The 23,662-nt window shown below is 66.1% G+C and carries 19 protein-coding genes; 5 read left to right on the forward strand and 14 right to left on the reverse strand.

The annotated features are described in order from the left end of the window. Positions 1-2: 2 nt before the first annotated feature. Positions 3-1,343, reverse strand: coding sequence for a C4-dicarboxylate transporter DctA (locus RT97_RS06810; protein ID WP_042578029.1), 1,341 nt, complete (start codon positions 1,341-1,343; stop codon positions 3-5). Between the two features lie 334 nt (positions 1,344-1,677). On the opposite strand from RT97_RS06810, the gene RT97_RS06815 reads away from it, so the two are divergent. Beyond that, positions 1,678-2,517 carry an IclR family transcriptional regulator gene (locus RT97_RS06815; RefSeq protein ID WP_042578030.1) on the forward strand — a complete coding sequence of 280 codons (840 nt, stop codon included), beginning with the start codon at positions 1,678-1,680 and terminating at the stop codon, positions 2,515-2,517. Between the two features lie 105 nt (positions 2,518-2,622). On the opposite strand, the gene dapA is transcribed toward RT97_RS06815, so the two are convergent. From dapA to RT97_RS06840, 5 genes are all read right to left on the reverse strand, one after another. Further along, positions 2,623-3,525, reverse strand: a complete 903-nt coding sequence (gene dapA, locus RT97_RS06820) for a 4-hydroxy-tetrahydrodipicolinate synthase (protein ID WP_042578031.1) — start codon at positions 3,523-3,525, stop codon at positions 2,623-2,625. 36 nt (positions 3,526-3,561) lie between these two features. After that, the gene (locus RT97_RS06825) at positions 3,562-5,340 is read right to left on the reverse strand and encodes an ABC transporter permease subunit (RefSeq protein WP_042578032.1); all 1,779 of its coding nucleotides are present in this window, start codon (positions 5,338-5,340) and stop codon (positions 3,562-3,564) included. 4 nt (positions 5,341-5,344) lie between these two features. Beyond that, entirely contained in the window at positions 5,345-6,430 is a 1,086-nt protein-coding gene (locus RT97_RS06830; RefSeq protein ID WP_042578033.1) for an ABC transporter ATP-binding protein, read from the reverse strand. Positions 6,431-6,474: 44 nt separating this feature from the next. After that, positions 6,475-7,554 carry an ABC transporter substrate-binding protein gene (locus tag RT97_RS06835; RefSeq protein ID WP_042578034.1) on the reverse strand — a complete coding sequence of 360 codons (1,080 nt, stop codon included), beginning with the start codon at positions 7,552-7,554 and terminating at the stop codon, positions 6,475-6,477. A 68-nt stretch (positions 7,555-7,622) separates the two neighbouring features. After that, a complete protein-coding gene (locus tag RT97_RS06840; protein WP_042578035.1) occupies positions 7,623-9,044 on the reverse strand; it encodes an FAD-binding oxidoreductase in 1,422 nt (473 codons plus the stop codon). 307 nt (positions 9,045-9,351) lie between these two features. On the opposite strand from RT97_RS06840, the gene RT97_RS06845 reads away from it, so the two are divergent. Continuing rightward, a complete protein-coding gene (locus RT97_RS06845; protein ID WP_253278170.1) occupies positions 9,352-9,828 on the forward strand; it encodes an esterase/lipase family protein in 477 nt (158 codons plus the stop codon). A 430-nt stretch (positions 9,829-10,258) separates the two neighbouring features. Here RT97_RS06845 and RT97_RS06850 read toward each other — a convergent pair whose 3' ends face one another. Next, positions 10,259-10,675: a hypothetical protein gene (locus RT97_RS06850; protein WP_042578036.1), complete on the reverse strand. Its 417-nt coding sequence runs from the start codon at positions 10,673-10,675 to the stop codon at positions 10,259-10,261. A gap of 126 nt (positions 10,676-10,801) precedes the next feature. Between RT97_RS06850 and RT97_RS06855 the strand changes: the two genes are divergently transcribed. Continuing rightward, positions 10,802-11,659: an aldo/keto reductase gene (locus RT97_RS06855; protein WP_042578037.1), complete on the forward strand. Its 858-nt coding sequence runs from the start codon at positions 10,802-10,804 to the stop codon at positions 11,657-11,659. 7 nt (positions 11,660-11,666) lie between these two features. Here the strand turns inward: RT97_RS06855 and RT97_RS06860 are convergent, their stop codons facing one another. The 5 genes from RT97_RS06860 to RT97_RS32055 all read right to left on the reverse strand — a co-directional run bounded on the left by RT97_RS06860 (position 11,667) and on the right by RT97_RS32055 (position 19,523). Next, positions 11,667-13,163: a nucleobase:cation symporter-2 family protein gene (locus RT97_RS06860; protein WP_042578038.1), complete on the reverse strand. Its 1,497-nt coding sequence runs from the start codon at positions 13,161-13,163 to the stop codon at positions 11,667-11,669. A 170-nt stretch (positions 13,164-13,333) separates the two neighbouring features. Further along, the gene (locus RT97_RS06865; protein WP_042578039.1) at positions 13,334-14,092 is read right to left on the reverse strand and encodes a GntR family transcriptional regulator; all 759 of its coding nucleotides are present in this window, start codon (positions 14,090-14,092) and stop codon (positions 13,334-13,336) included. A gap of 49 nt (positions 14,093-14,141) precedes the next feature. Next, on the reverse strand, positions 14,142-14,879 hold the full coding sequence (locus RT97_RS06870) for an aspartate/glutamate racemase family protein (protein ID WP_042578040.1): 738 nt from the start codon (positions 14,877-14,879) through the stop codon (positions 14,142-14,144). 28 nt (positions 14,880-14,907) lie between these two features. Further along, complete coding sequence (locus RT97_RS06875) at positions 14,908-16,401, reverse strand: NCS1 family nucleobase:cation symporter-1 (RefSeq protein ID WP_042578041.1); 1,494 nt, start codon at positions 16,399-16,401, stop codon at positions 14,908-14,910. Between the two features lie 320 nt (positions 16,402-16,721). Beyond that, a complete protein-coding gene (locus tag RT97_RS32055; RefSeq protein ID WP_172672169.1) occupies positions 16,722-19,523 on the reverse strand; it encodes a hybrid sensor histidine kinase/response regulator in 2,802 nt (933 codons plus the stop codon). Positions 19,524-19,723: 200 nt separating this feature from the next. Between RT97_RS32055 and RT97_RS06885 the strand changes: the two genes are divergently transcribed. Beyond that, positions 19,724-20,029 carry a hypothetical protein gene (locus RT97_RS06885; RefSeq protein WP_155403758.1) on the forward strand — a complete coding sequence of 102 codons (306 nt, stop codon included), beginning with the start codon at positions 19,724-19,726 and terminating at the stop codon, positions 20,027-20,029. A 76-nt stretch (positions 20,030-20,105) separates the two neighbouring features. On the opposite strand, the gene RT97_RS06890 is transcribed toward RT97_RS06885, so the two are convergent. Continuing rightward, entirely contained in the window at positions 20,106-21,815 is a 1,710-nt protein-coding gene (locus RT97_RS06890; RefSeq protein ID WP_042578063.1) for an S-layer protein, read from the reverse strand. Between the two features lie 198 nt (positions 21,816-22,013). Between RT97_RS06890 and RT97_RS06895 the strand changes: the two genes are divergently transcribed. After that, entirely contained in the window at positions 22,014-22,397 is a 384-nt protein-coding gene (locus tag RT97_RS06895) for a DUF1090 domain-containing protein (protein ID WP_172672170.1), read from the forward strand. Between the two features lie 22 nt (positions 22,398-22,419). On the opposite strand, the gene RT97_RS06900 is transcribed toward RT97_RS06895, so the two are convergent. Next, positions 22,420-23,646: a M20 family metallopeptidase gene (locus tag RT97_RS06900; RefSeq protein ID WP_042578043.1), complete on the reverse strand. Its 1,227-nt coding sequence runs from the start codon at positions 23,644-23,646 to the stop codon at positions 22,420-22,422. Positions 23,647-23,662: the final 16 nt, after the last annotated feature.

The following is a 23,662-nucleotide window of genomic DNA, read 5'->3' on the forward strand; positions in this document are numbered from 1 at the left end:
TTTCAGTGGGCGGTGGAAGCTGCGGTGCCGGTGTTTACCACGGGCGCGGCGGCTGCTTCGGCCAGCGGCTCGTCGTCAGGCGAATAGGTGCCGTCGAGCACCGCATGGGCGCGCTCGCGGTCGATGTCGCCTTCCCATGCAGCGATCGCCACCGTGGCCACGCAGTTGCCAATCAGGTTGCCGAGCGCGCGGGCGATGCCCATGAACCAGTCCACCGACAGCACCAGCACCAGGCCGATGGCGGGGATCGCCGGAATCGCGTGCAGCGTTGCGGCCAGCACCACGATGGCCGAGCCCGGCACGCCGTGCGCGCCCTTGGAAGTGACCAGCGCGATCGCCAGGATCGTGAGCAGGTCCGCCATCGAGATCGGCGTGTTGGTCGCCTGCGCGATGAACACCGCCGCGAGCGTGATGTAGATCGAGAAGGCGTCGAGGTTGAACGAATAGCCCGTCGGGATCACCAGCCCCACCGTCGAATCGCGGATGCCCATGCGGCGCAGCTTGGCCATGATCTGCGGCAGCACGCTGTCCGACGAGGTGGTGGCGAACACGATGGCGAGCTCTTCGCGCAGGTATCGCAGCAGCTTCCAGAGGCTGAACCCCGAGAAGCGCATCACCAGCCCCAGCACCACGAACACGAAGACCAGCACTGCGCCGTAGAAGAGCGCAACCAGCATGCCCAGCTGCTTGAGCGAGCCGATGCCGTACTGCCCCACCGTGAACGCGATGGCGCCCAGCACGCCCAGCGGCGCCAGCTTGATGATGATCCCCATGATCTTGAAGAGCACCAGCGAGAGCGCGTCCACCACCACCGCCACCGGCTTGCCGCGATCGCCCAGCAGCGACAGCGCGCAGCCGAACAGCACCGCGAACAGCAGCACCTGCAGCACGTCGCCCGTGGCGAAGGCGTTGACCACCGTGGTGGGAATGAGCTTCATCAGGAACTCGACCGTGCCGCCGCTGGTGAGCTTGTCGGCGTTCGAGGCATAGGCGCTCATGGCGGCCGGGTCGAGCTTGGCCGGGTCCACGTTCATCCCCACGCCCGGCTGAAACACGAAGGCCAGCACCAGGCCCATGGCCAGCGCGATGGTGGTGAGCACCTCGAAGTAGATGAGCGCCTTGACGCCCACGCGCCCCACGCGCTTCAGGTCGCCCGCGCCCGCGATGCCGTGCACGACCACGCAGAACACCAGCACCGGGATGATCATCTTGATCAGCTTGATGAAGCCGTCACCCAGCGGCTTGAGCTTGACGGCGTACTCGGGCCAGAAGAGGCCGGCGAGCACGCCGAGCACCAGCGCGATGACCACCTGACCGAAGAGCGATTTGGCGAAGCGAGGCATGGGAGGTCTCCTGTCTTTATGTCTTGTCGAGTGTTGCATGCAAGCGTCGCTTTTTCTTGCATACAAGAATGTAGGCAAGAAGAGTTGCGGCGTGGCAGAGGGTATTCCCGGGCGTGTTTGCCGCGGATGGCAACCAAGTGTTGCCTCGCTCGGTGTGGATGTGGGAGCAACATCAACCCCCGCATTCGCGAATGCCCGAGTGATGGCCTGGGCTCTGAAGCCTCAGGTTTCTGGCAGGTTCCTGCTCGCGCAGGCGCTAAACTTCGAAAGCTCGTCGTTGCAACAACGGCGGATGGCCCGATGGGCGCTTCTTCCACTTCAGCTCTCCGCGCAGATGCCCAGTCCGTCGGATCCGTCTCCCGAAACTCCCTCGGAAAACCAGCAAACCAGGCGTCATGGCCATTCGTCGCTGTTCATCGGTTCGACGGAAAAGGCCTTTCATGTCCTGGATGCGTTCAACGGAACGCGCGGCCACCTGACCATCGCAGACATCGCGCGCGCGTCCAACCTCGACCGCAGTGCGACACAGCGACTGGTCTACACGCTGGAGAAGATCGGCTACTTGCGCCGCATACCCGACACGCGGCAATACGGATTGACGTCCAAGGTGCTGCAACTGTCCTACAACTACCTGCGTGCCAACGCCTTGGTGGACAAGGCGTCGCCGTACCTGCTGGACATCAGCCGCACGCTCGGAGAGACGACGAACCTGCAGGAGCTCGACGACACCGAGATCGTGTTCGTGGCCCGGTTTCCCGGCAAGCACCTCGTCAACGTCGACATCGCGGTGGGCAGCCGGCTGCCTGCCTTCTGCACCGCGTCGGGCACCTGCATCCTGGCGCGCATGGAGCCTGCGCAGCGCGTCGAGGTGTTGCAGCGTTCGCGGCTGACGGCGATCACGCCCCATACCGAGACACGCATGGAAGAACTCCTTGCGCGCATCGAGCGTGCGGCCGAGCGTGGCTACGCCATGATCACCAACGAAACGGTGATGGGCGACATTTCCATCGCCTCCGCGATCACCGACCATCGCGGCGTTGCGGTGGCCGCAGTCAACATCTCCGTGCCGACGACACGCTGGACGACCGAGCAGGTGGAGGCGCAGCTTGCACAGCACGTGCAGGTGGCTGCAACTTCCATCTCCAAGGCCAAGTTCGCGGGCTACGGCGAGTAGCGATCAAAGGCGGCTGGCACGCTCGCCGTCGTTTCGCGCGAGGCGTTCGAGCACCATTACGCGGAAGGCACGTACTGCCGCCAATGCCGCCACGGTCGCTGTGGGTCAGCGCGCAATCGCAAGTTGCCGCGACAACTCCGCGCGCATGGCTTGTTCCAGCTCGGGTGCGGGCGGAACCAGGGGCGCAAGCATCTCGGGGGCGTTCACGCCGATCAGGTCCATGACGGACTTCATCGGACCTGGGTTGGTTTCGGCGAATGCCAGGTTCATCAGGGGGATCAGGTCGCGGTGCAGCGACAGCGCTTCGTCGGTACGGCCTTCGCGCGCGGCTTCGTAGATGTTGCGCCAGGCGCGCGGCAGCAGGCTGGCGGTCACGACGATCCCTCCGCGCGCCCCGGCCGCCACGTGCAGCGGGAACAGCGTGTCCTCGCCGCTGAGCACCGCAAAGGAATCGTCGACGCCTGCGATGGTGCGCAGGAAGTGGTACATGTCCGTGTTGCACGCCTTCATGCCGATGATGCGTTCGTGGCGCGACAGCTCATGCAGGATTTCCGGTGCTATCGCAATCCGGGTGCGGTAGGGAATCTCGTAGATCATGATCGGCAACGGCGAGCTGTCGGCGTAGCGCAGGAAGTAGTCGCGAATGCCGGCCTGCGTGGGGTTGGTGTAGTAGGGCGTCAGCACCAGGAGCGCGTCCGCGCCGACGTCGGCGAAGGCCTTGCCGGCATCCATCGCGTCGTGGAACCCGGGGTCCAGCACGCCGGGGATCACCGGCACCGAGCCGGCAACAGCCTCGACCGTCAGTCGGGCCATCTTGATGCGCTCGGCACGCGCCAATGCACCGTACTCCCCGGTACCGCCCAGCGGCAGCACGCCGTCGATTTTCTGCTCGAGCAGGTAGGCCAGCAGCGCCTTGGTGGCGTGCTCGTTGACCGTGTCGTCGGCGTTGACCGGTGTGGGGATGGCGGGAATGATGCCGCGCAGCTTGGATGCGTCGATGAAGCTCATGGGAATGTCTTTGAGTGGAATGGATGAGTGAATGGATCAGCGCGCCAGGCTGGCGCGGCGCAGCCTGTCGGCGACCCAGATCAGCGCAGCGATGAAGACGAACAGGCAGGTCGAGACCGCCGCGATGACGGGTGACAACTGCAGCGTGACTTCGTCCCAGAATTGCTTGGGCAGCGTCGAATTGAGGCCGCCGGAGGCGAACAGCGAGATCGTCAGTTCGTCGAAGGAAGTGGCGAACGCGAACAGGAAGGACGACAGCAGGCCGGCCGCAAGGATCGGGAAGGTCACATGCCGCAGCGTGGCCAGAGGTCCGGCGCCCAGGCTTTGCGCTGCCAGGTCGAGCCGCGTGTCGTAGTTGCGAAGCACGGCCATCATGGTCATCACGACATACGGAACCGCCACCACCGTGTGGCCCAGCACGAGGCCGATCCAGGTGCCGACCAGTCCGACCCGCGCAAAGAAATAGAACATGCCGACGGCGATGATCATGCGCGGCACGATGATCGGCGACAGCACGAACGCGAGCATGGCCGACTTGCCGCGCATCTGGCCGCGCACCAGCAGCAGGGCGGCCGGCGTGCCGATCAGCATCGACAGGAGACCCGCCCCCAGCGCCACGGTGACGGAGCGCACCATGGATTGCATCCACAGCGGCGAATCGAACATCTGCTGGTACCACTGCAGCGAGAAGCCCTTGGGTGGCCACGCCAGGCCGGAGCCACCGCTGAATGACAGCGGGATCATCAGGAACGCCGGCACGCTGAGGAACACGAGGAGGACGCAGACCAGCAGGTTCCAGCCGCGCGAAGGCCCTTCCGGTCGCGACTGGCGCCGAGGCAGCCAGCCGATGAGGATGTCGCAGGCTCGGCCCAGCGAGATGAGCAGCTCGCTGCCCTGGCGCTTGATCCAGCGGGTGCCGGCCGAGTCGGCCACAGGCCGTGCGCGGTGAGGTGCGCTGCCCGTCATGCTGGACAGGCCCAGCAACTTGTCGTAGAGCGCGAACACCGCCAGTACCACGACCAGCAGCAGCACCGAGATGGCGCCGGCAAAGCCCCAGTTCATCGTCTGCTGCACCTGGTCGATGATGATCTGCGTGATCATGGTCTCCTGGCGTCCACCGAGCAGTGCGGGCACGATGAAGAAGCCGATCGCGGTCACGAACACCATGATCGCCGCGGCGGCGACCCCGGGAAGCGATTGCGGAAAGTACACCGTCCAGAACGCCGTGCCCGGTGGCGCACCCAGCGTCGCAGCGGCGCGCGGCAGATTGCGGTCGATGTTTTCCATGACCGACAGCATGGTGAGCACCGCCAGCGGCATCAGTGCATGGACCATGCCGACCAGCACGCTGCCCACGCTGTAGAGCAGGTTGGCCGGCGCATCGATCACGCCCATGGAAAGCAGCAGCTGGTTGATCACGCCATTGCGGCCCAACAGAACCACCCAGGCGAAGGCGCGCACGAGGAAGCTCGTCCAGAACGACAGCAGCACCCAGAACAGCAGCGTTCCCTTGCGCTTGGGCGACGACGCGGAGATGAGATAGGCCACCGGATAGGCCGCCACCACGGACAACAGCGTCGTCCACAACGAGATCTTGAGCGTGATCAACAGCACGTTGATGTACACCGACGAAGCGAACAACTGCCGATACGACGCGAGGCTGAAGCCTTCGTCGTTCTGGATGCTCAGCAGCAGCAATTGCCCGACCGGATAGACCAGCAGGGCGAGCAACAGCACGACCAACGGGGCGGCCATGAAGACCTGCCGCCACGACGCTCCCAGGCGGAACCTGGGTGCCTTCACACGGTTGTTCATGGCGTCACTCCGCGATCACGACGGCGTCGTTCGTGTGCCAGTGCAGCGACAGCGTCTGGCCGGCCTCATAGCGCTCGGCGGACTGGCAGGTCGGGAAGGCGGCCACGATCGGCTCCGCCTGCTGGGGTGCCTGCAGATAGAGCTTGGTGAGGCTGCCGGTGATCATGATGTCCATCAGCTGCCCCGACAGCTGGCCGGGCGTGGGCGCAGCCGAGGAGACGTTCAGGTTCTGCGGGCGCACCATCACGCGTACCGGGTTGCCCTGCGCCAGCGCGCCGCCATTGGAGACACCGTGCGCCGTGGCCTCGCCGCCGTGCAGAGCGACCTGCACGCCGTCGGCGCCGATGGAGGCGACGGTTCCTGGCAGCAGGTTCGATTCGCCGAGGAAATCCGCCACGAACAGTGTGCGCGGCCGGAAGTACAGATCCGCGGGTGTGCCCAGCTGCTCGATGCGTCCGCCGTTCATCAGGCAGATGCGGTCCGACATCGTCATCGCCTCTTCCTGGTCGTGCGTGACGTAGACGATGGTCGTGCCCAGTTCGCGGTGGATGCGCTTGATCTCCAGCTGCATCTGGTCGCGCAGCTTCTTGTCGAGCGCACCCAGCGGCTCGTCCATCAGGATGATCGAAGGCCGGTAGACCATGCAGCGTGCGAGTGCGATGCGCTGCTGCTGGCCGCCGGAGAGTTCGCGCGGATAGCGCCGGGCGACATGCGGCAGGCGGATCATCTCGAGCGCCTCGGCCACACGGCGCCCGATCGAGGCCTGGTCCTCCTTGCGCATGCGCAGCGGGAAGGCAATGTTGTCCTCCACCGTCATGTGCGGAAAGAGGGCGTAGTTCTGGAACACCATGCCGATGTCGCGCTCGTACGGCGCGCTGCGCGTGGCATCGACGCCGTCGATGAACATGTGGCCCTCGTCGGGTTGAGCCAGGCCGGCGATGAGGCTCAGCAGGGTGGTCTTGCCTGAGCCCGACGGGCCCAACAGGGTCAGGAACTCGCCTTGGGCGACATCGATGTTCGTCGGCGCGAGCGCAACGAAATCACCGTAGCGCTTGGAAAGCCCGGAAATTTTCAGACTGATCTTGGACATGGTGCGGGAGCAGGCAGGGTGATGGACGACGGGCGCAGCGGCGCTTACTTGAGGATCCAGGCGTTGAACTTCTCCAGCACCTGCGCCTGGTTCTCCTGCCAGTAGCGGGCATCGATCTGCAGGCCGTTCTTGATGTTGTCCGGGTGGGTGGGGCAGCTCTTTGCCAGTTCCGGCTTGACGAAACCGAAGGCGGCGGGCTGGGTCAGGCCGGCAGGAAAGTACTCGGTGAGCGCGGCCATTCGCTTGGGATCCGAGGCGAACTTGATGAACTCGCGGCAGGCGTCGGCGTTGGGCGAGCCTGCCAGGATCGACCAGCTGTCGCAGCCCCACAGGTTCTGGTTCCAGACGATCGAGACCGGCGCTCCGCTGGCAATGGCCGACTGGGCGCGCGATACCCAGGTGGCCACCATGTCGACCTCGCCGTTGTTCAGCATCTGCTCGACCTGCGCGCCCGAGGTCCACCAGACGTCGACGGCCGACTTGACCTTGTCGAGGCTGGCGATGGCGCGATCCAGGTTGCACGGGTAGACCTGCCCGTTGGGCACGCCATCGGCCATCAGTGCTTCCTCGATGGTGTCGAACGGATGCTTGCGCAGGCCGCGCCGGCCCGGAAAGTCCTTCACGTTCCAGAAGTCGGCCCACGAGGAAGGAGCCTTGCGGCCCTTGAACTTGTCGGTGCGGTAGGCCAGCACGGTGGAGTAGACGTTGTTGCCCACGCCGTAGGGCGACATGTACTGCGCCGGAATGGTGGCGACCATCGGGTCAGCCTCCAGGCCATGCTTTTCCAGATAGATCTTGCTCCCGCTGGTCAGGGTGCGGATGGCGGGTTGGCTGATCTTCGCCATGTCCCAGGTGTAGTTCCGGGTCTCCACCATGCTGCGAATCTGTGCAGTGGGCTCGGCGTTGGCCTGCACGGCCACCACTTCGATACCGGTCTTTGCGGTGAACGGGCGATAGAACACCGCGCCATAGGCCTTGGTGTAGATGCCCCCGTCGTCGCGCACGACGATGCGCTTGCTGGCCGCCCGGGCAGGCGTCCATATGGCTGGAGCCGACAGCGCCACGAGGCCGGCGGCAGCAGATTTGAGGACCACGCGGCGCGAGGAGGGGTGATTGGTTTTCATGACAACTCCAGGATGAGAGTGATGGGAAGAAGACGATCGGAAAAAAAAGGAACGGGCGCAGACGAAATTCACTCGGGCGGCAACAGCCGCCCCGGGTTGAACAGATACGCCGGATCGACGGCACGCTTGATCGCATGCATCAGCCGCAGCTCGACCGCGGGCTTGTAGCTGCGCATCTCCGCCAGCTGGGTGCGCCCCACGCCGTGCTCGGCGCTGAAGGTTCCGCCCAGGGCGTGGGCGATCTCGTTGACGGCGTGGCGCACGGCCTGTGCCGCGGATTCCTGGTCCGGCAATGCATTCCATTGCGCGAACGAATAGAAGGGAATGAAATGTGCGTTTCCATCGCCGAGGTGAGCGACCACCGCGACCGGCATCTCAGGCACGATGGCGCGTACAGCGTCCGTGGCCCGCGCAATGAAGGCCGGCACCGCCGAAACCGGAACGGCGCAGTCGGTGGTCAGGCCCATGCCGGCCTTCTTGTTGGCTTCCGACACGCTGTGCCGCACTTCCCACAGGGCCGCCCGCTGTGCTTCGGTCGCAGCCAGCACGGCATCTTCGAGCAGACCTTTTTCGCTGGCGTGTTCGAGGACGTCCTGGAGTACCTGGTCGAGCGCCGCCGAATCTCCGGTGTCAGCCAGTTCGACCAGCACATGCCATGGGTGCGGCGAATCGAGCGGGTTGCGGCGCCCTGGCACATGAGCAAGCACCAGGTTCAGCTGGTGCGCATCCATCATCTCGAACGCCGAGAGCTGTGAGCCGCAGCGTGCCTGGAACAGGCCCAGCACATCGACCGAAGCCTGCGGGTCGGTCGGCGCGAACCACGCCATTGCGTGGCTCGTCGGAAGCGGGTGCAGCTTCAGGGTAGCGGCAGTGATGATGCCCATCGTGCCTTCCGCGCCGATGAACAAGTGCTTGAGGTCGATCCCCGTGTTGTTCTTGCGCAGCGCATGAAGGCCGTTCCAGACGGTGCCGTCGGGAAGGACGACCTCCAGTCCCAGCACGTTGTCGCGCGTGCCGCCCCAGCGCAGCACGCCCGTGCCTCCGGCGTTGGTGGCGATGGTGCCGCCGATTTGGCAGGAACCCTCGGCCCCCAGGCTGATGGGGTAGAGGCGCCCGACCTCCACGGCGGCTTGTTGAACTGCGGCGAGAACGCAGCCCGCTTCCACGACGATGGAGTTGTTGGCCGCGTCGATCGAGCGCACCTTGCGCATCCGGTTGAGCGACACGATCACCGGGCGCGCCTGCATTTCGTCCGGTACTGCACCGCCGCACAGGCTCGTGTTGCCGCCTTGCGGCAGCACGGCAGTGCCGTGCTGCGCGCACAAACGCACGACGTCAGCGACCTGCGCCGTCGAGGACGGCAGCACGACACAGGAGGCCGCCCCCCGGTAGCGTCCGCGCCAGTCTTCCGTGAAGCCTGCCATGTCTGCTTCATCCTGGAGCACTGCGTCCTGGCCAAGCATTTCTGTCAGCGCGTCAACGAGCTTCATTTCGGGTTCCTTTGCACTGTTTGGGGGATCGAAGGACGTCCAAGGACGCCTGCGGCCTGACCTAAGCAACTAGCAAGCCAATAATCGCATTGCACTCTTGTCAATCGAATGGCGATTATTATTTTGGACTTGGGGGAATGGAACCCGGGTTAGCACTCATCTCTTAAGGGGAGCGCGATTAATTCACGGCAGGGCCCGTGCAGTGGCAGCTGAGGTCGTGGTCTCAGGAGATCCTGGGCGAACAGCGAAGGGCAGGAGGCTGCCGTGCAGGGAACGTCCGCGGCCTTCATTTCATCGAACGCCGAACATGCACGCCATCCTGATCCACGGCCTCGGCCGCACGCCGCTGTCCATGCTGCTGCTCGCCAAGCGCTTGCGCGACCAAGGTATGACAACCCATCTCTTCGGCTATTCAGCCGCGTTCGAAGGTTGGGAGTCCTGCGTCGAACGCCTTCGGGGATTCATCGCCGCCCGCACACGCGGCGAGCGCTTCATCGTGATTGGCCATTCCTTGGGATGCGTGCTGACGCGGGCGGTGCTGCCGAACCTGAGGCATCAACCACGGTTGGGCGTTTTCCTGGCGCCGCCGAGCACGGCATCCAGCCTGGCCATCAAGCTGTCGAAGCGCTGGCTGTTCAGGGCCCTGACTGGCGAGATGGGGCAGTTGCTCGCAAGGCGCGATTTCATGGACGCCTTGCCCGTTCCCGACATCCCCTTGCGCGTGTATGCCGGCACCAAGGGCCCGCGCGGCCGGTGGATGCCGTTCGGCAACGAGTTGAAATGACGGCGTCGTGTCGGTGAAGGAGGTTCAGCTCGGCGGAATCCCGGTGCAATTGCTGCCGACCATCCACACCCTCATCATGAATTCGCGTCAGGTGGCCACCGACATCGCGAAGGCGTTGAAGTGACGCGCTTCAACGACCGGACGACTTGTGCCCGAATGCCCCGCAGGAACGAAGCGAACACCCGGTAACCGTTCGGCCGCGCGGCACACCTAGGCGGAGCGTGCCGAGACCAACCAACATCCATGCCGTAAACGAAGTCGACCAGGCCATTGCCTTGCACGGTATTCGTACGCGGCGCTGCTGGCGAGCGGTCCGGCTTCGGGCCGAACAGGCCCTAGTGCCAGTCGTGGTTTAGGTCGCCCGCCAGGCGCGGCGGACAGCCGTGCGCCTTGCCGGTGTCGTCGTATTCGACGACGTAATACCTGCCGCTCATGCGTGGCCGTTCGTCCCGATGCAGGCGTGCCCGACCGCCGCCATCTGCGCCAGGTGCGAAGCCGCCTGCGCGAAGAGCGCGGGCTGCGCCTTGAAGGTGAAGCGCGTGTGCGCGGGCAGGTCGAGCGCACCGGCGCCTTCGGGTGTGAGGGTGAGCGCAAGGCAGTCGCTGCGCACCGCGAGCGCCACGACCTCCCCGCTGCAGGCCAGGTCCTGGCTCGTGCGCTCCAGGTAGAGCGCGTCTTCTTCCGGGATGCCGGTTGGGATCCTGCCGCAGACGATGTGCAGCACGTCCAGCGGCTCGCCCAGCGAGGCAAAGCCGAGCGTGAGCCACAGCAGGCCGTCGTCGTCGCCTACGAAGAGTTCGACCACGTCGAAAACGGTGGCGACGGGGTCGGGCGCGGCGTGGTTCATGCGGAGTGGTGTGAAGGCTTCCGCGGGGACTCTAGGAGGCCGGTGAGCGGCACGCCAGTGTCGAAAGTCACCCCTCTCGGACCGCGGACATGCTCGCGTTTCGCATCGCTCTCGTACCATGCGCGCATGCGAACACTCCCACTCCCCGCCGGCGGCGAGATGCCGGTCCTGGGTCTCGGCACATGGCGCATGGGCGAGGTCGCCTCCCGCCGCGCGGCCGAGGTTGCCGCGGTGCGCGAGGCCATCGTGCTGGGCTACAGGCTCATCGACACCGCCGAGATGTACGGCGAGGGCGGCGCGGAGACCGTGCTGGGGCAGGCCATCGGCGAGGCGCTGCGCGCGGGCGATGTGCGGCGGGGTGACCTCTTCATCGTCAGCAAGGTCTATCCGCACAACGCAAGCCGCCGCGGCACGCGCGAGGCGTGCGAGCGCAGCCTGAAACGATTGGGGCTCGATGCCATCGACCTCTACCTGCTGCACTGGCGCGGCAGCCATCCGCTGCGCGAAACGGTCGAGGCGATGCATGCGCTCGTGGCCGATGGGCGCATTGCGCACTGGGGCGTGAGCAACTTCGACACCGACGACATGGAAGAGCTGGAGAGCGTCATCGACGGCGGCCCGGGCTGCGCGGCCAACCAGGTGTACCTGTCGCTCGGCGAGCGCGGGCCCGAGTTCAGCCTGCTGCCGTGGCTGCGCGAGCGGCGCATGCCGCTGATGGCCTACAGCCCGATAGACCAGGGCGCATTGGCCGATGACGACGGTCTCGATGAGCTGGCGCAGCGCCTGGGCGTGACCGCCGCGCAGCTTGCGCTGGCCGCGGTGATCGCGCGGCCTGGTGTCGTCGCGATTCCAAAGGCCGTGCGCAGCGCGCATCTGGAAGAAAACCTCGCCGCTGCCGAACTGACGCTCGATGCAGCGACCCTCGCCGAGCTCGATCGCCTGCACCCACCACCGCGGCGCAAGACGCCGCTGGCGATGATCTGATCTCCGTTCAGTGCGCGTCCGCGTGCTTGGCCGCGGCGATCACGGCCTCCTCGTCGTGCTTCGCGCCGTTGAGGAACAGGTTGAGCAGCACCGCCGCAATCGACGCCAGCAGGATGCCCGACTCGATCAGCGAATGGATCGAGTGCGGCATCCATTGCTTGAAGTTCGGCGCGATCAGCGGAATCATGCCGACGCCGATCGACACCGCGACGATCATCGCGTTGTGGCGGTTGTTCTTGAAGTCCACGCCCGAGAGAATGCGGATGCCGGTGGCCGCGACCATGCCGAACATCACGAGGCCCGCGCCGCCGAGCACCACTGTGGGCAATGACTCGACCAGCGCGGCCATCTTCGGCAGCAGGCCCAGCACGATCAGGATCACGCCGCCCGCCGCGCACACGTAGCGGCTCTTGATGCCGGTGACGGCCACGAGGCCCACGTTCTGCGAGAAGCTGGTGTACGGAAAGGTGTTGAAGATGCCGCCGATCAGCGTGCCCAAGCCGTCGGTGCGCAGGCCCTTGGCCAGGTCCTTCTGCGTGATCCTGCGGTCGGTCATCTCGCCGAGCGCGAGAAACATGCCGGTCGATTCGATCATCACCACGATCATGATCAGGGTCATCGTCAGGATGAGGATCGGGTCGAACTGCGGCATGCCGAAGTGAAAGGGCAGCACGATGTCCACCCACGCGGCTTTGCCGACTTTTTCATAGGTCATGAGGCCGGTGATCGAGGCCACGACCGCGCCGATCACGATGCCCAGCAGCACCGAGATGTTGGCGACGAAGCCCTTGGCGTACTTGACGATGAGCAGGATCGACACGAGCACCAGCGCGGCCACGCCGAAGCCGGAGAGGTCCGCGTACTTGGGGTTGGGCACCGTGGGCATGATCGCGAAGCCCTTGGGCACCGCCGGGATCGAACTGCCCGGCGAGGTGACTTCGGCGAGCCACTTGGCATACACCGGGTCGACCAGCGCGGGCGCGGTCGGGCCCACGGGGTTGCCGAAGATCCAGTTGATGCCCACGCGCATCAGGCTGATGCCGATGACCGTGATGATGGTGCCCGTGACCACCGGCGGAAAGATGCGCAGCATGCGGCTCACGAGCGGCGCGATGAGGATCGACACCACGCCCGCGCCGATGATCGCACCGAAGAGCAACTGCGCGCCGTTCTGGCCGGGGTTGGCATTGGCGATCGCCACCATCGGCGCGACCGATGCGAAGGTCACGCCCATCATCACAGGCAGCTTGATGCCGAAGAACTGCGTGGCGCCCAGCGCCTGGATCAGCGTGGCGATGCCGCAGCAAAAGAGGTCGGCCGAAATGAGCAGCGCGACCTCGTCGGGCGAGAGCTTGAGCGCGCGGCCGACGATGAGCGGGACTGCGACGGCGCCCGCGTACATCACCAGCACGTGCTGCAGGCCGAGGGCCGCGAGCTTGCCGGAGGGCAGGCGCTGGTCTACCGGATGGACTGTCTGAACAGGTGAAGTGGTCTCGGCCGTCATCGTGTATCTCCTGGCGCAGCAAGGGGAGAGAGGGCGCGGACGGCGCATCGTTTCGCGTCGTCCACAAAGTGTGTACGCGAAACTGTATACAATTTATGCGGCAATACGGATGCAGGAAAACCCGCATCGCCCGCGCGCAATGGTGTCGGGCTGTTTCCGCTTTCAGGTCGCTAGGCGAGCAACGCCTTGACCAGGTCCAGTTGCCGGTCGGGCTTGTCGGTGCCCAGCTCCAGGCTGGCCTCGATGCGCTCCAGGTGCTCGGTCATGCAGACCACGGCGCCTTCGACGTCGCCCTTGCGGCAGATGCGAAGGAAGTCGGAATGCTCGTCCGACGAGCAGTGCGGATCGTTCGACGAGTGGTAGAGCATCGCGATCAGCGAGCTGCGTGCCACCAGCTCGCGCACCAGCTCCGTGAGCGTGTGGTTGCCCGTGGCCTCGGCCAGCGCCACATGGAAATCGCCCAGCACCTTCTCGCGCACCGTGCCCATGGCCGGGCTCTGGCGCAGCGCGGTGCGCTCGAACTTGATGTGCTGCTCCAGCACCTGGTAGTCGCGCGGCCGCGCGTTCGCGATGAACAGGCGCACCACTTCGCTCTCCAGGATGCGGCGCACCGCGAACACCTCGCGCGCCTCCTGCACGGTGGGCTGCGAGACGAAGGCGCCCTTGTCGGGAATCATCTCGATGAGCTTGTCCTTCGAGAGCATCAGCAGCGCCGCGCGCACCTTGGTGCGGCTCACTGAGTAGACGCGGCCCAGCGCCTCCTCGCGCAGCCACGTGCCGGGCGGCAGGCGCTTCTCGACAATCGCGGTGGCGATGTCCTGGGCGATGCTCTCGATGGAGCTGCCCTTGTCGGCAGCGGCCGCGCCGTTCTCGGCCGGCACGGCGATGGTTTCGGGAAGGGCAGGGGATTTGGAGCTGGCGCGGGGCATGCGGAGATTGTGTCTCAGCGGTCGTCGCCTCCGCCCGCGCTGGCCCGCATCACCCGCGCAGCGTGAAGCCTTCGAGCGCGCCCGTCATGGTCTTGGGCAGCGGCCGCGCGAGCTCGCCGCGCTTGCTGGTCTTGAGCTTCAGCGTGACCAGCGATTCGATGAGCTTGGTGCCCGCAGCCACGCCGTCGATCACCGGCACGCCGAGCAGTTCGCCGATGTGCTCGCACAGGTCGGTCATGCCGGCGCAGCCGAGAACGATGCAGTCGGAGCCGTCTTCTTCGAGCGCGCGCCGGCACTCGTCCACGATGCGCTCGCGCGCACGCGAGCCCGGCTCTTCGAGTTCGAGCACCGGCAGTTCGCAGGCGCGCACGTTGGCGCAGAAGCGCTCCATGCCGTAGATCTCGGCCAGATGCCAGGCCTGGCCCATCGTGCGGCCCAGTGTGGTGACCACGCTGAAGCGGCTGCCGATCATGCTGGCCAGGTGCATCGCCGCCTCGGCGATGCCCACCACCGGGCCGCGCGCGAGTTCGCGTGCGGCCTTCAGGCCCGGGTCGCCGAAGCAGGCGATCACGTAGCCGTCGATGCCATCGCGCTCGCCGGCTGCAATCTCCTGCAGCAGGCCCGGCACGGCCAGCGCCTCGTCGTAGTGGCTCTCGATGGAGACCGGCCCCATGGCCGGGCTGACCGCGACGATTTCCGTGCCGGCGTGCGCCACCGCGCGGGCGCAGGCACCGATCTTCTCGGTCATGCTCCAGGTGGTGTTGGGGTTGATGATCTTGATGCGCACGGCGCGGCCCTTTCTTTCTCTCAGTGGTTCAGGTTTTCGTGTTGCGATTCAGCAGCACGTACAGGACGAAGCCCAGGCCCATGCCGATGAACCATGCATAGTTCGCGCCACCGCGCAGCGCCGGCACCATCACGCACAGGATGGGCACGAGGGCAGAGGGCACCAGCGCCTGGATCGCCTTCGGGTTGTAGCCACCGCTGTACCAGTACTTGCCCTGCTTGCTCATGGTGTAGAGCGCGTCGACGTCGATCTGCTGCTTGCGCACGATGTAGTAGTCGGCAATCAGGATGCCGAAGAGCGGGCCGATGAACGAGCCCAGCACGTCGAGCGTGTAGTGGATGACCTCGGGGCTGTTGTAGAGGTTCCAGGGCGTGAGGAACACCGAGCCCACCGCGGCAATCATGCCGCCCGTGCGCCAGCTGATGTGCTGCGGCGCCACATTCGAGAAGTCGAAAGCCGGTGATACGAAATTGGCCACGATGTTGATGCCGATGGTGGCGATCATGAAGGTCAGCGCGCCCAGCACGACGGCGGTGGTGCTGTCGATCTTGCCCACGGTATGCACCGGATCGGTGATGAGTTCACCGAACACGGGCAGCGTGGCGGCGGTGGTGATCACCGTCAGCAGCGAGAAGAACACGAAGTTGACGGGCAGGCCCCAGAAGTTGCCCTTCTTCACCGCGTCGAAGCTCTTGCCGTAGCGCGAGAAGTCGCCGAAGTTGAGCATCGGGCCGCTGAAGTAACTCACCACCAGCGCGATGGCCGAGAGCATCACCGGCAGCGCGTCCCAGCCCTGGAACTTGATGCCGCCCAGGTTCAGGTCGATCTTGCTCCAGCCGGCCTTCCACACCAGCCAGCCGCACAGCACCGCCATCACCACGTACACCGCGGGGCCCGCCCAGTCGATGAACTTGCGGATGGCTTCCATGCCGTGCCAGAACACGAAGGCCTGCAGCACCCACATGACCATGAACGCGACCCAGCCCAGCGTCGAGAGACCCACGAAGCCGTGCGTGGCCACGTCGGCATACGGCGCAAGGTTCGGGAACATGTGCAGCGCCAGCACCATGAAGGCGGCCGACGCAAGGTAGGTCTGCACGCCGTACCAGGCCACCGCGATCAGCCCGCGGATGATGGCCGGGATGTTGGCGCCCAGCACGCCGAAGGGCGCGCGGCACACCACCGGGTAGGGCACGCCCGTCACCTGGCTGGGCTTGGCCACGAGGTTGCAGAAGAACTGCACGATCACGATGCCTACCAGCAGCGACACCAGCACCTGCCAGCTCGACAGGCCCAGCGCGAACAGGCTGCCGGCCGTGATGTAGCCGCCCACGCTGTGCACGTCGGACATCCAGAACGCGAAGATGTTGTATTGACCCCAGGTCTGTTTCTTCAGCGGCGCGAGGTCCTCGTTGGTCAGGCGCGGGTCGTAGCCGGGCTTGATGAGGGCGTTCGATTCCGCGTGCGGCGCAATGCCCGCTTCGCTGGCCCCGGCAGGGGCGTGGCTGACGACTGTGCTCATGGTCTTTTCCTCGTGCAGAAGTGTTTGAGATGAAGCCCGCTTTTGACGCAAATATCGCGCCACATATCGAGTGCGTTATTTGTATACAAAGTTTGGACGCAATCAAGACCATTCGGCGAATCATATATCCGTAGATTCCCTGATGGCCGCCACCGAACTGCCGCTCGCCGTACCGGCGCGCCACGGAACTCGACGTTGTGCCTTGATGCTGGAGACCATGGCCCCGATCCGTCCGGCCGTGGGCGGAGGCCAACGTCGGCCTCACGACGGGAGGGCCGTGCTACCCACCTGGGAAAGCGCCCCGAGAGCTCCGTCGAAGCTCAGCGGCCAGTCGGTGCGCCGGCTCGGCCGGGTCCGAGAAGCTGCTGCAGCGTCACCAGCAACTTCGACAGGTCGGCCGGCTTTGCGAAATGGCCGTCGAACCCTGCTTCGAGGGCTTTGCTTCTGTCCGATTCCTGGCCGTAGCCGCTGAGCGCCAGCAGCGCGATCTCGCCCAGGCGATCGTCGGCGCGCACCCGCCGCGCAAGGTCGTAGCCGCTCATGCCCGGAAGGCCGAGATCGAAGATGCCGCCGTCCACGCTTTCGCTCTGCAGCAGCGCCAACGCATCCTCCGCATTGCCGGCCGTCAGCACCTGATGGCCTTCGAGAACGAACCACTCGGCCAGCGATTCCAGGGCGTCCGCGTTGTCGTCCACGAGCAGCAGGCGCAGCGTTCGTGCGAATGGCTCGCGAGCAGGGGCGGCCACGTCCACCCGGGCCGATGCGGTGGACAGCGGGAGTCTCACCGTGAAGGTGCTGCCCTGGTCCGGGCCGGCGCTGCGTGCCTCGATGCTTCCCCCGTGCAGTTCCGTCAGGCTTCGCGCGATGGCCAGCCCGAGACCCAGCCCGCCGCCGGCGCGCTGGAGCTGTTGTTCGGCCTGGACGAAACGCTCGAAGACGTGGGGAAGCAACGCGGGCGGAATACCGACGCCTTCGTCCGCCACGACCAGTTCCGCTTCGGTGGCGGTCGTGCGAAGCGCGAGCGCGATGCGCTGCGAGGGGGAGGTGAACTTCGCGGCGTTGTTCAGGAGGTTGCACACGATCTGCGCAAGCCGCAGCGGATCGCCGGTGACGGGAACCGGGTCGGCCGGCAATGAGATCGACGGCATCTCGTCCTTGGTCTGCAAGGCGGGGAGCGTGAGCTCGATGGCCTTGGCGACGATGTCCCGCAGATCGAGCGGTTCTGGCCGAAGCACGATCTTTCCCGACACGATGCGGGAGATGTCGAGCAAATCGTCCACGAGCCGCGACAGGTGCCTGACCTGCCGCTCGATGATCTGGCGTTCGCGCGGAAAGGCCTTGTCGTCCTTGCGCTCGATCAGGCTGAGCGCCAGCGAGATCGGCGCCAGCGGATTGCGAAGCTCGTGGCCCAGCATCGCGAGAAATTCGTCCTTGGTCCTGCTCGCGACTTCGGCGCGGTTCTGCGCGTTGCGGGCCTCTGCAAGCAGGCGCACGTTGTCGAGTGCCAGTGCGGCGCGCTGCGCGAGCTCGCCGATGAGCGCGCCGTCCGCAGGCCTGAGCCGGCGCCTGGATTCGTCCTGCAAAACCGCCATGGCACCGATGGTCCGGCCGCGCGCCACCAGAGGCACGACACATCCGGCGGTAATGCCGAAGGCCTGCGCGAATTCACGCAGCTGCGGATCCAGGTCCTGAATGGCGTTCGGTTCATCCAGGTTGCGCAGGAACGTCCGGCCGGTGGCGATCGCCCAGGGAAACGAGCCCTGCGCGTCGGGCGATGCCGTGCGGGTGCTCACCATGCTGGCGATCTGCGCGCTGCGCGCCGGATCGAAGTGATGCGTGAGCTTTCGCTCGAGCACGCCGTCCTCGTTGAGCAGGTCGATGCGGCAAAGGTCGCCCACGGCCGGCACGATGATGGCCGCAATCGCCTCGAGCGTGGAGGCTTCCTCCAGGGAACGCGAAAGCACGGCGCTGGCGCCGGCGAGCCGTTCGAGCCGCTCCTGCGCCGCCTGCGCGGTGGTCAGCGCCTTGCGTTCCGCTGCCAACAACGCTTCGCGCTCGAGCTCGTGCTGCGCCCGGTGATCGGCCGAGGAAACGAGCGCGGTCGCCACCGCGTCCACCTCGCGGATGCCGGACGCCTGTGCTGTCACCGGGCGCCCGAGGCCCAGGGCATCCGCGCTCTGTTGCAGTCGAGCGATCGGGCGCGTGATGGACCGCGACATCCACCAGGACGCGAGCCCGCCAACCAGCAGCGAGACGAGCAGGCCGAATCCGTACACGATGACCGTGCGCTGCAGCGCGTCGTCCGCCACTGCGCGCGGGGCGCCGAGCGCCGCCGTCCAGGCGGAGAACTCCAGCCTGGCAACGGCCGTCTGTACCCAGGTGCCGTCGACATTGCGGGTGGTCCCCACATACTCATTGCGCCCCTGCATCAGCTGGAGCATCTGCAGCAGCGACTCGCTGGGGGGAAGCCCCCGGAACCGTTCGTCCTCCCGGGAGCGCGCCACCCTGCTTTTTCCTGCGTCGAATATCGAGACGGTCCAGCCGTCGGGGATTCTTTGCCGGGCCAGCACGTCCGCGATGGCTTCGGGCCGGACGACGGCCGTGAGAACGTAGCGCACGGCGCCGTCCCGAACGACCGGCACCCGCACAGGAAAGGCAAGATTGCCGCCCGGGCCCTTCACCATCAAGCCGACGACCGGCTTTTGCGTTCGCACGACCGCCGCCAGGCTCCCCGGCTCCATGGCTTGCGCCCCCGAGCCAGTGACGGCGCCTTCGGTGCTGAACAGGACCTTGCCATCCGGCGCCAGCAAGAGGACGCCGCGCCAGTCGGCGTGCGAGGCACGCAGCGCCTTGGCGAGCAGCATGGCGTCGACCAGTCCGGCTTCTTCGGTCGCGCCCAAAGGCTCGGTGAGCGCCAGCGCTTCGAGCGCCGCGACGGTCAGGCGGAGTTCGCCATCCACGGCGGTGGCGAGCGCCCTGGCAACGCCCAGCGTGGTGGTCTGGATCTGGTCCCGCTGCGCTTTCAGCAATCCGTCCAATGCGAAACCGCAGACGACCGCCAAAGGAAGCAGCGCCGCGGAAGCGACAAGCAACAGGCGGGCCGAGAGGTTGGGAGCGCGCATGAATGCGGGGCCGGTCAAAAAAGGTCGGCTATTGTTGCTCAGGCAGATGGCCGGGCGGCGCATGGCTCTTCAAGTGCCGTTCGATCCGGCATTCGATCGAAAGTCTCCCGTTCGGCACCGCAGGCCCCACTATGTGGGCGAGCGCACAGACCTTCCGGTGCCGATTCGCGACCCTCGCACTACATGGAAAGGTGGCCACGTTGACAGTCGAACCCGGTTTTGAAGTTGCAGCGATCGGCGCCACGCCAACGCGCAACCAGTGGCAAACGCGAATGTTCACCGGCCCGATCTACGCCAGAGGCTTGAGCTACTCCGCCGACATCTACTGGGGAGCGGCTTTCCTGTGCCGGCTCGTGTACGCAGGTCCGGCGCAGACGCCGATCGAAGCGCATGCGGCGCTGGCCGCACGCGCACTCATCTGGATCGCGAGCTACGAAACGCGACTTGGCCGCAAGATGCTGCCCTGGGTCACGGCCGAGAGCGACCCCTTCGCAACATTCGGCTGAGGTCGTCCCGGGCACGCCGGCCGGCAGTTGTGCGGCTGCCTGCCGCCGACGTCCCGCGTGCCTCCTGTGCGCCGGACTACTGCGCCGCAACCTTCACGAACACCGGGTTCGAATAGAACCACAGGTCGCTGTAGTTGCGTGCATTGATCGCGTTGAAGCGCGCCACGTTGTCCGCACCGGTCGTCTGTGCATCGAACAGCGGCTCGCCGCCCGCCGTTTCGTTGGGCACGTCGGTTCCCAGGTTGGTGCCGCGCAGGCGGAAGTACTGGCTGCCTGCGGCCTTCACCGTGTAGCTCACCGAGAAGTAACCGTCGGCCTCGAGCTTCCAGTCGCTGCGCGTGAATCGCTTGACGACGCGGGTCGACGGGTTGGTGTCGCGCGCGTAGCCGGGCGTGCCCGGGGTTTCGCGGCCGGTCACGTCGCCTGCGATCAGGTCGACGTGGTCCACCACCGGCTTCACGTTCGCGAACACGCCGCTGCCCAATTGAAACTCGTAGTTGTTGCGCTCGGGGCTCTTGAAGCGGATGGTGATCTTCAGGTCTTCGCCCGGCGCGGCTGCGATTTCAGAGCCCATCTCGCCCGCGCCCTTGGCGCCCTGAACCTTGAAGTCGAGCGCGTCGATCAGGCCGCCGTTCACCGCGAAGAGCCTGCCCGCGCGGAATGCCGCGAGCAGCGACTTCGCGTCCTTGATGTCGCCCCAGAGGTGGTTCTTCGCGTATTCGCCCGGCGCATAGCCGCTGCTGTACTGGCCTTGCGAGGTGGTGAAGTGGTAGTCGGAATCCGCCACGTTCCAGATGTGGCGTCCTTCGGAGAGCAGCGCGTCCCAGGTGCCGCCGAGTTTCGCGACCAGGTAGTCCACGCCGCCGTAGGTGCGCGAGGGCAGGTTGGCCGGAATGTAGGCGCTGTTGTAGCCGCCGCGGTCCGGCTCCATCTGGTTGCCGACCATGCCTTCGAGCGAGAACACGATGTTCGGCGCCGCGTCGTTCATCTCGCGCAGTTGCGCAGCCGTGTACTTGCCCGGGTTGCGCGAGGGATGGTTGATCTGCAGGTAGCTCGTCTCGGGGTAGTTCTTCTTGAGCCAGGCAATGGCTGCGAGCGTCTCGGCGTGGGTGTTGTAGTTGACGCCCGCCTTCGGGCCCCAGGCGGCGACGTCGCCGGCCGGAAAGAGCGCGGGGTCGCGGTTGGTGAAGAGGTATTCGAACTGGCTCGCGGCCTTGAGCGCGGCGTCCGACATCGGCGTGTCGGTCAGGATGCCGACGTTGCCGTGGTCGTGCGCGGGCATGTCCCATTCGAAGGACGCGACGATCGTCTTGTCGGCGTACTTGCCGCCGGCCTGCAGCGCCTTGATGCGCGGCACCTGGTACTTCGCCATGCCCTCCGAAAAGGGGATCTGCGTCGCGAGCTTGTTGCCGTCGTTGTCGTACGAAGACAGCCGCAGGTGTTCGGAGATGGCCGCCCAGTCGAGCCCGAACCTGTCGAATGCCTTGGCCAGCACCTGGTCGAGCGTGGAGATCTGCTGCGTGTCGTCCGACTGCATGGTGTGGATGTGCAGGTCGCCGACGGTCCAGCGTCCGGCGGGCTCGGTGGGCGGCGCGGGAGGTGCAGGCGGCGGGGACGGTGGCTGCGCGGCAGGCGCGGGTGCCGGTGCCGCCGGAGCGATGGGCAGCCCGGCGAACGGACTGCCGCCGCCCGAGCCCCCGCCGCAGGCGGTGAGCGCGGCCGCAGCGATCGCGAGGGTGGAGAAGAGAGCGGCGGAAGTGCGGGAAGCGGGAAGATGGGATTTCATGACGGCAGACACGGCGACGGCCAGCAAAGGCTGGCCGTCGCTCAGGGTTTCAAGAGAACCCGAGTCTGCAATCCTGTCGTGACGCGGCGATGAAAGTGAAGTGAAAGGTTTGAACGGGAAAGGCCGCAGCCCCGGCGGCAACGGCGCTCGCTACAGTGAACGTCCGGCAGACGTCATCTGCCAGAAAAAGGACAACACGTGCGACACCTTCTCCCGTCGATTCTTGCCGCGGCCCTCGCGACCCTGTCGTTGAGCGCAGCGGCGCAACCGATCACCAGCGAAAGCTGCAACGCCAAACGCGAAGCCATCGAGCGCGACATCGATGCGGCCAAGGCCAAGGGCCAGGCGCAGCGGGTGCGCGGCCTGGAGCGTGCACTGAGCGCCAATCAGCGCAACTGCAGCCCGGAGCGGCTGCAGGCCGACCACCGCAAGCGCGTGCAAGCGCAGGAACGCAAGGTGGCCGAGCGGCAGCGCGAACTGGCGCAGGCCAGGGAGAAGGGCCGTGCCGACAAGATCGCGCAGCGCGAGAGCAAGCTTCGCGAGGAAGAGGCCGAGCTCGAAAGATTGAAAGCCGCCCACTGAAAGGCGCGGGCGGCCTCGGGGCTCAGGCCAGCAGGTCGCTCAGCGTGCGCGCCACCACCTTGGTGGCACGGCGCAGGTCTTCGAGCACCACGCGCTCGTCGCTGCGCTTGGCATGCGACTCGAGCACGGTGCGCGGGCCGGCGCCGTAGATCACGCCGGGAATGCCGGCTTCGCCATAGAGGCGCACATCGGTGTAGAGCGGCGTGCCCATGGCCTTGACCGGCTCGCCGAACAGTTCGCCGCCGTGTTTCTGGATCGCATCGACCAGCGGCTTGTTGCCCGCGAGCGGCTTCATCGAATTGGCCAGCAGCAGGCGCTTGATGTCCACCGTGATCCCGGCGCTCTCTGCGGCCGCATCGGCGATCACCTTGCGGATCGTCGCCTCGACCTCGACCGGGTTCTCCTCGGGGATCATGCGGCGGTCGAGCTTGAACACCACCTTGCCGGGCACGACATTGGTGTTGGTCCCGCCTTCGATGCGGCCGACGTTCAGGTACGGGTGGGTGATGCCCTCGACCTTCGAGGTGACCTGCTGGTAGAGCGTGTTTTGCGCGTAGAGCGCGTTCAGGATCTTCACCGCGCCCTGCAGTGCATCGACGCCGGAGGTCGGAATGGCGGCGTGCGCCATCTTGCCGTGCACCGTCACTTCCATCTGCAGGCACCCGTTGTGCGCGGTGACGACCTCGTAGCTGAAGCCGGCCGCGATCATGAGGTCGGGCTTGGTGAGCTTGTTCTTGAGCAGCCAGCCCGGGCCGAGGATGCCGCCGAATTCTTCGTCGTAGGTGAAGTGCAGCTCGATGCTGCCCTTGGCCGGCTTGGCGACCGCTTCGAGCGCGCGCAGCGCGAAGGTGAAGCTCGCGAAGTCGCTCTTGCTCACCGCGGCGGCGCGGCCGTAGAGGCTGCCGCCTTCGATCTCGCCGCCGTAGGGATCGTGCGTCCAGCCTTCGCCCGGGGGCACCACGTCGCCGTGGGCGTTGAGCGCCACGGTGCGGCCACCCGCGCCGTATTGGCGGCGAACGATCAGGTTGGTGATCGATTCGAGGCCGTAGTCCTTCACCTCTTGCGCGGGCACGGCGTGCTTCTCGGCGTCGAGGCCGAAGTCCTTCAGCAGCTCTGCGGTGCGCTCGGCATGCGGCGCGTTGTTGCCGGGCGGGGTGTCGGTGGGCACGCGCACGAGTTCCTGCAGAAACTTCACTTCCTCGTCGAAGTGGGCGTCGATCCAGGCGTCGAGCTTGGCGTAGTCGGTCATGGTTGTTCTTCTGAAA

The organism is Variovorax paradoxus (assembly GCF_000834655.1).
GTDB lineage: Bacteria > Pseudomonadota > Gammaproteobacteria > Burkholderiales > Burkholderiaceae_C > Variovorax > Variovorax paradoxus_F.

Bases quoted from the DNA above. Each gene is read 5' to 3' on its own strand.
- RT97_RS06875 (WP_042578041.1), bottom strand. From the start codon at position 16,401: ATGAGCACAGTCGTCAGCCACGCCCCTGCCGGGGCCAGCGAAGCGGGC.
- RT97_RS06815 (WP_042578030.1), top strand. From the start codon at position 1,678: ATGCCCAGTCCGTCGGATCCGTCTCCCGAAACTCCCTCGGAAAACCAG.
- RT97_RS06835 (WP_042578034.1), bottom strand. From the start codon at position 7,554: ATGAAAACCAATCACCCCTCCTCGCGCCGCGTGGTCCTCAAATCTGCT.
- RT97_RS06865 (WP_042578039.1), bottom strand. From the start codon at position 14,092: ATGCCCCGCGCCAGCTCCAAATCCCCTGCCCTTCCCGAAACCATCGCC.
- dapA (WP_042578031.1), bottom strand. From the start codon at position 3,525: ATGAGCTTCATCGACGCATCCAAGCTGCGCGGCATCATTCCCGCCATC.
- RT97_RS06810 (WP_042578029.1), bottom strand. From the start codon at position 1,343: ATGCCTCGCTTCGCCAAATCGCTCTTCGGTCAGGTGGTCATCGCGCTG.
- RT97_RS06860 (WP_042578038.1), bottom strand. From the start codon at position 13,163: ATGACGGCCGAGACCACTTCACCTGTTCAGACAGTCCATCCGGTAGAC.
- RT97_RS06845 (WP_253278170.1), top strand. From the start codon at position 9,352: ATGCACGCCATCCTGATCCACGGCCTCGGCCGCACGCCGCTGTCCATG.
- RT97_RS06825 (WP_042578032.1), bottom strand. From the start codon at position 5,340: ATGAACAACCGTGTGAAGGCACCCAGGTTCCGCCTGGGAGCGTCGTGG.
- RT97_RS06830 (WP_042578033.1), bottom strand. From the start codon at position 6,430: ATGTCCAAGATCAGTCTGAAAATTTCCGGGCTTTCCAAGCGCTACGGT.
- RT97_RS06855 (WP_042578037.1), top strand. From the start codon at position 10,802: ATGCGAACACTCCCACTCCCCGCCGGCGGCGAGATGCCGGTCCTGGGT.
- RT97_RS32055 (WP_172672169.1), bottom strand. From the start codon at position 19,523: ATGCGCGCTCCCAACCTCTCGGCCCGCCTGTTGCTTGTCGCTTCCGCG.
- RT97_RS06900 (WP_042578043.1), bottom strand. From the start codon at position 23,646: ATGACCGACTACGCCAAGCTCGACGCCTGGATCGACGCCCACTTCGAC.
- RT97_RS06840 (WP_042578035.1), bottom strand. From the start codon at position 9,044: ATGAAGCTCGTTGACGCGCTGACAGAAATGCTTGGCCAGGACGCAGTG.
- RT97_RS06890 (WP_042578063.1), bottom strand. From the start codon at position 21,815: ATGAAATCCCATCTTCCCGCTTCCCGCACTTCCGCCGCTCTCTTCTCC.
- RT97_RS06850 (WP_042578036.1), bottom strand. From the start codon at position 10,675: ATGAACCACGCCGCGCCCGACCCCGTCGCCACCGTTTTCGACGTGGTC.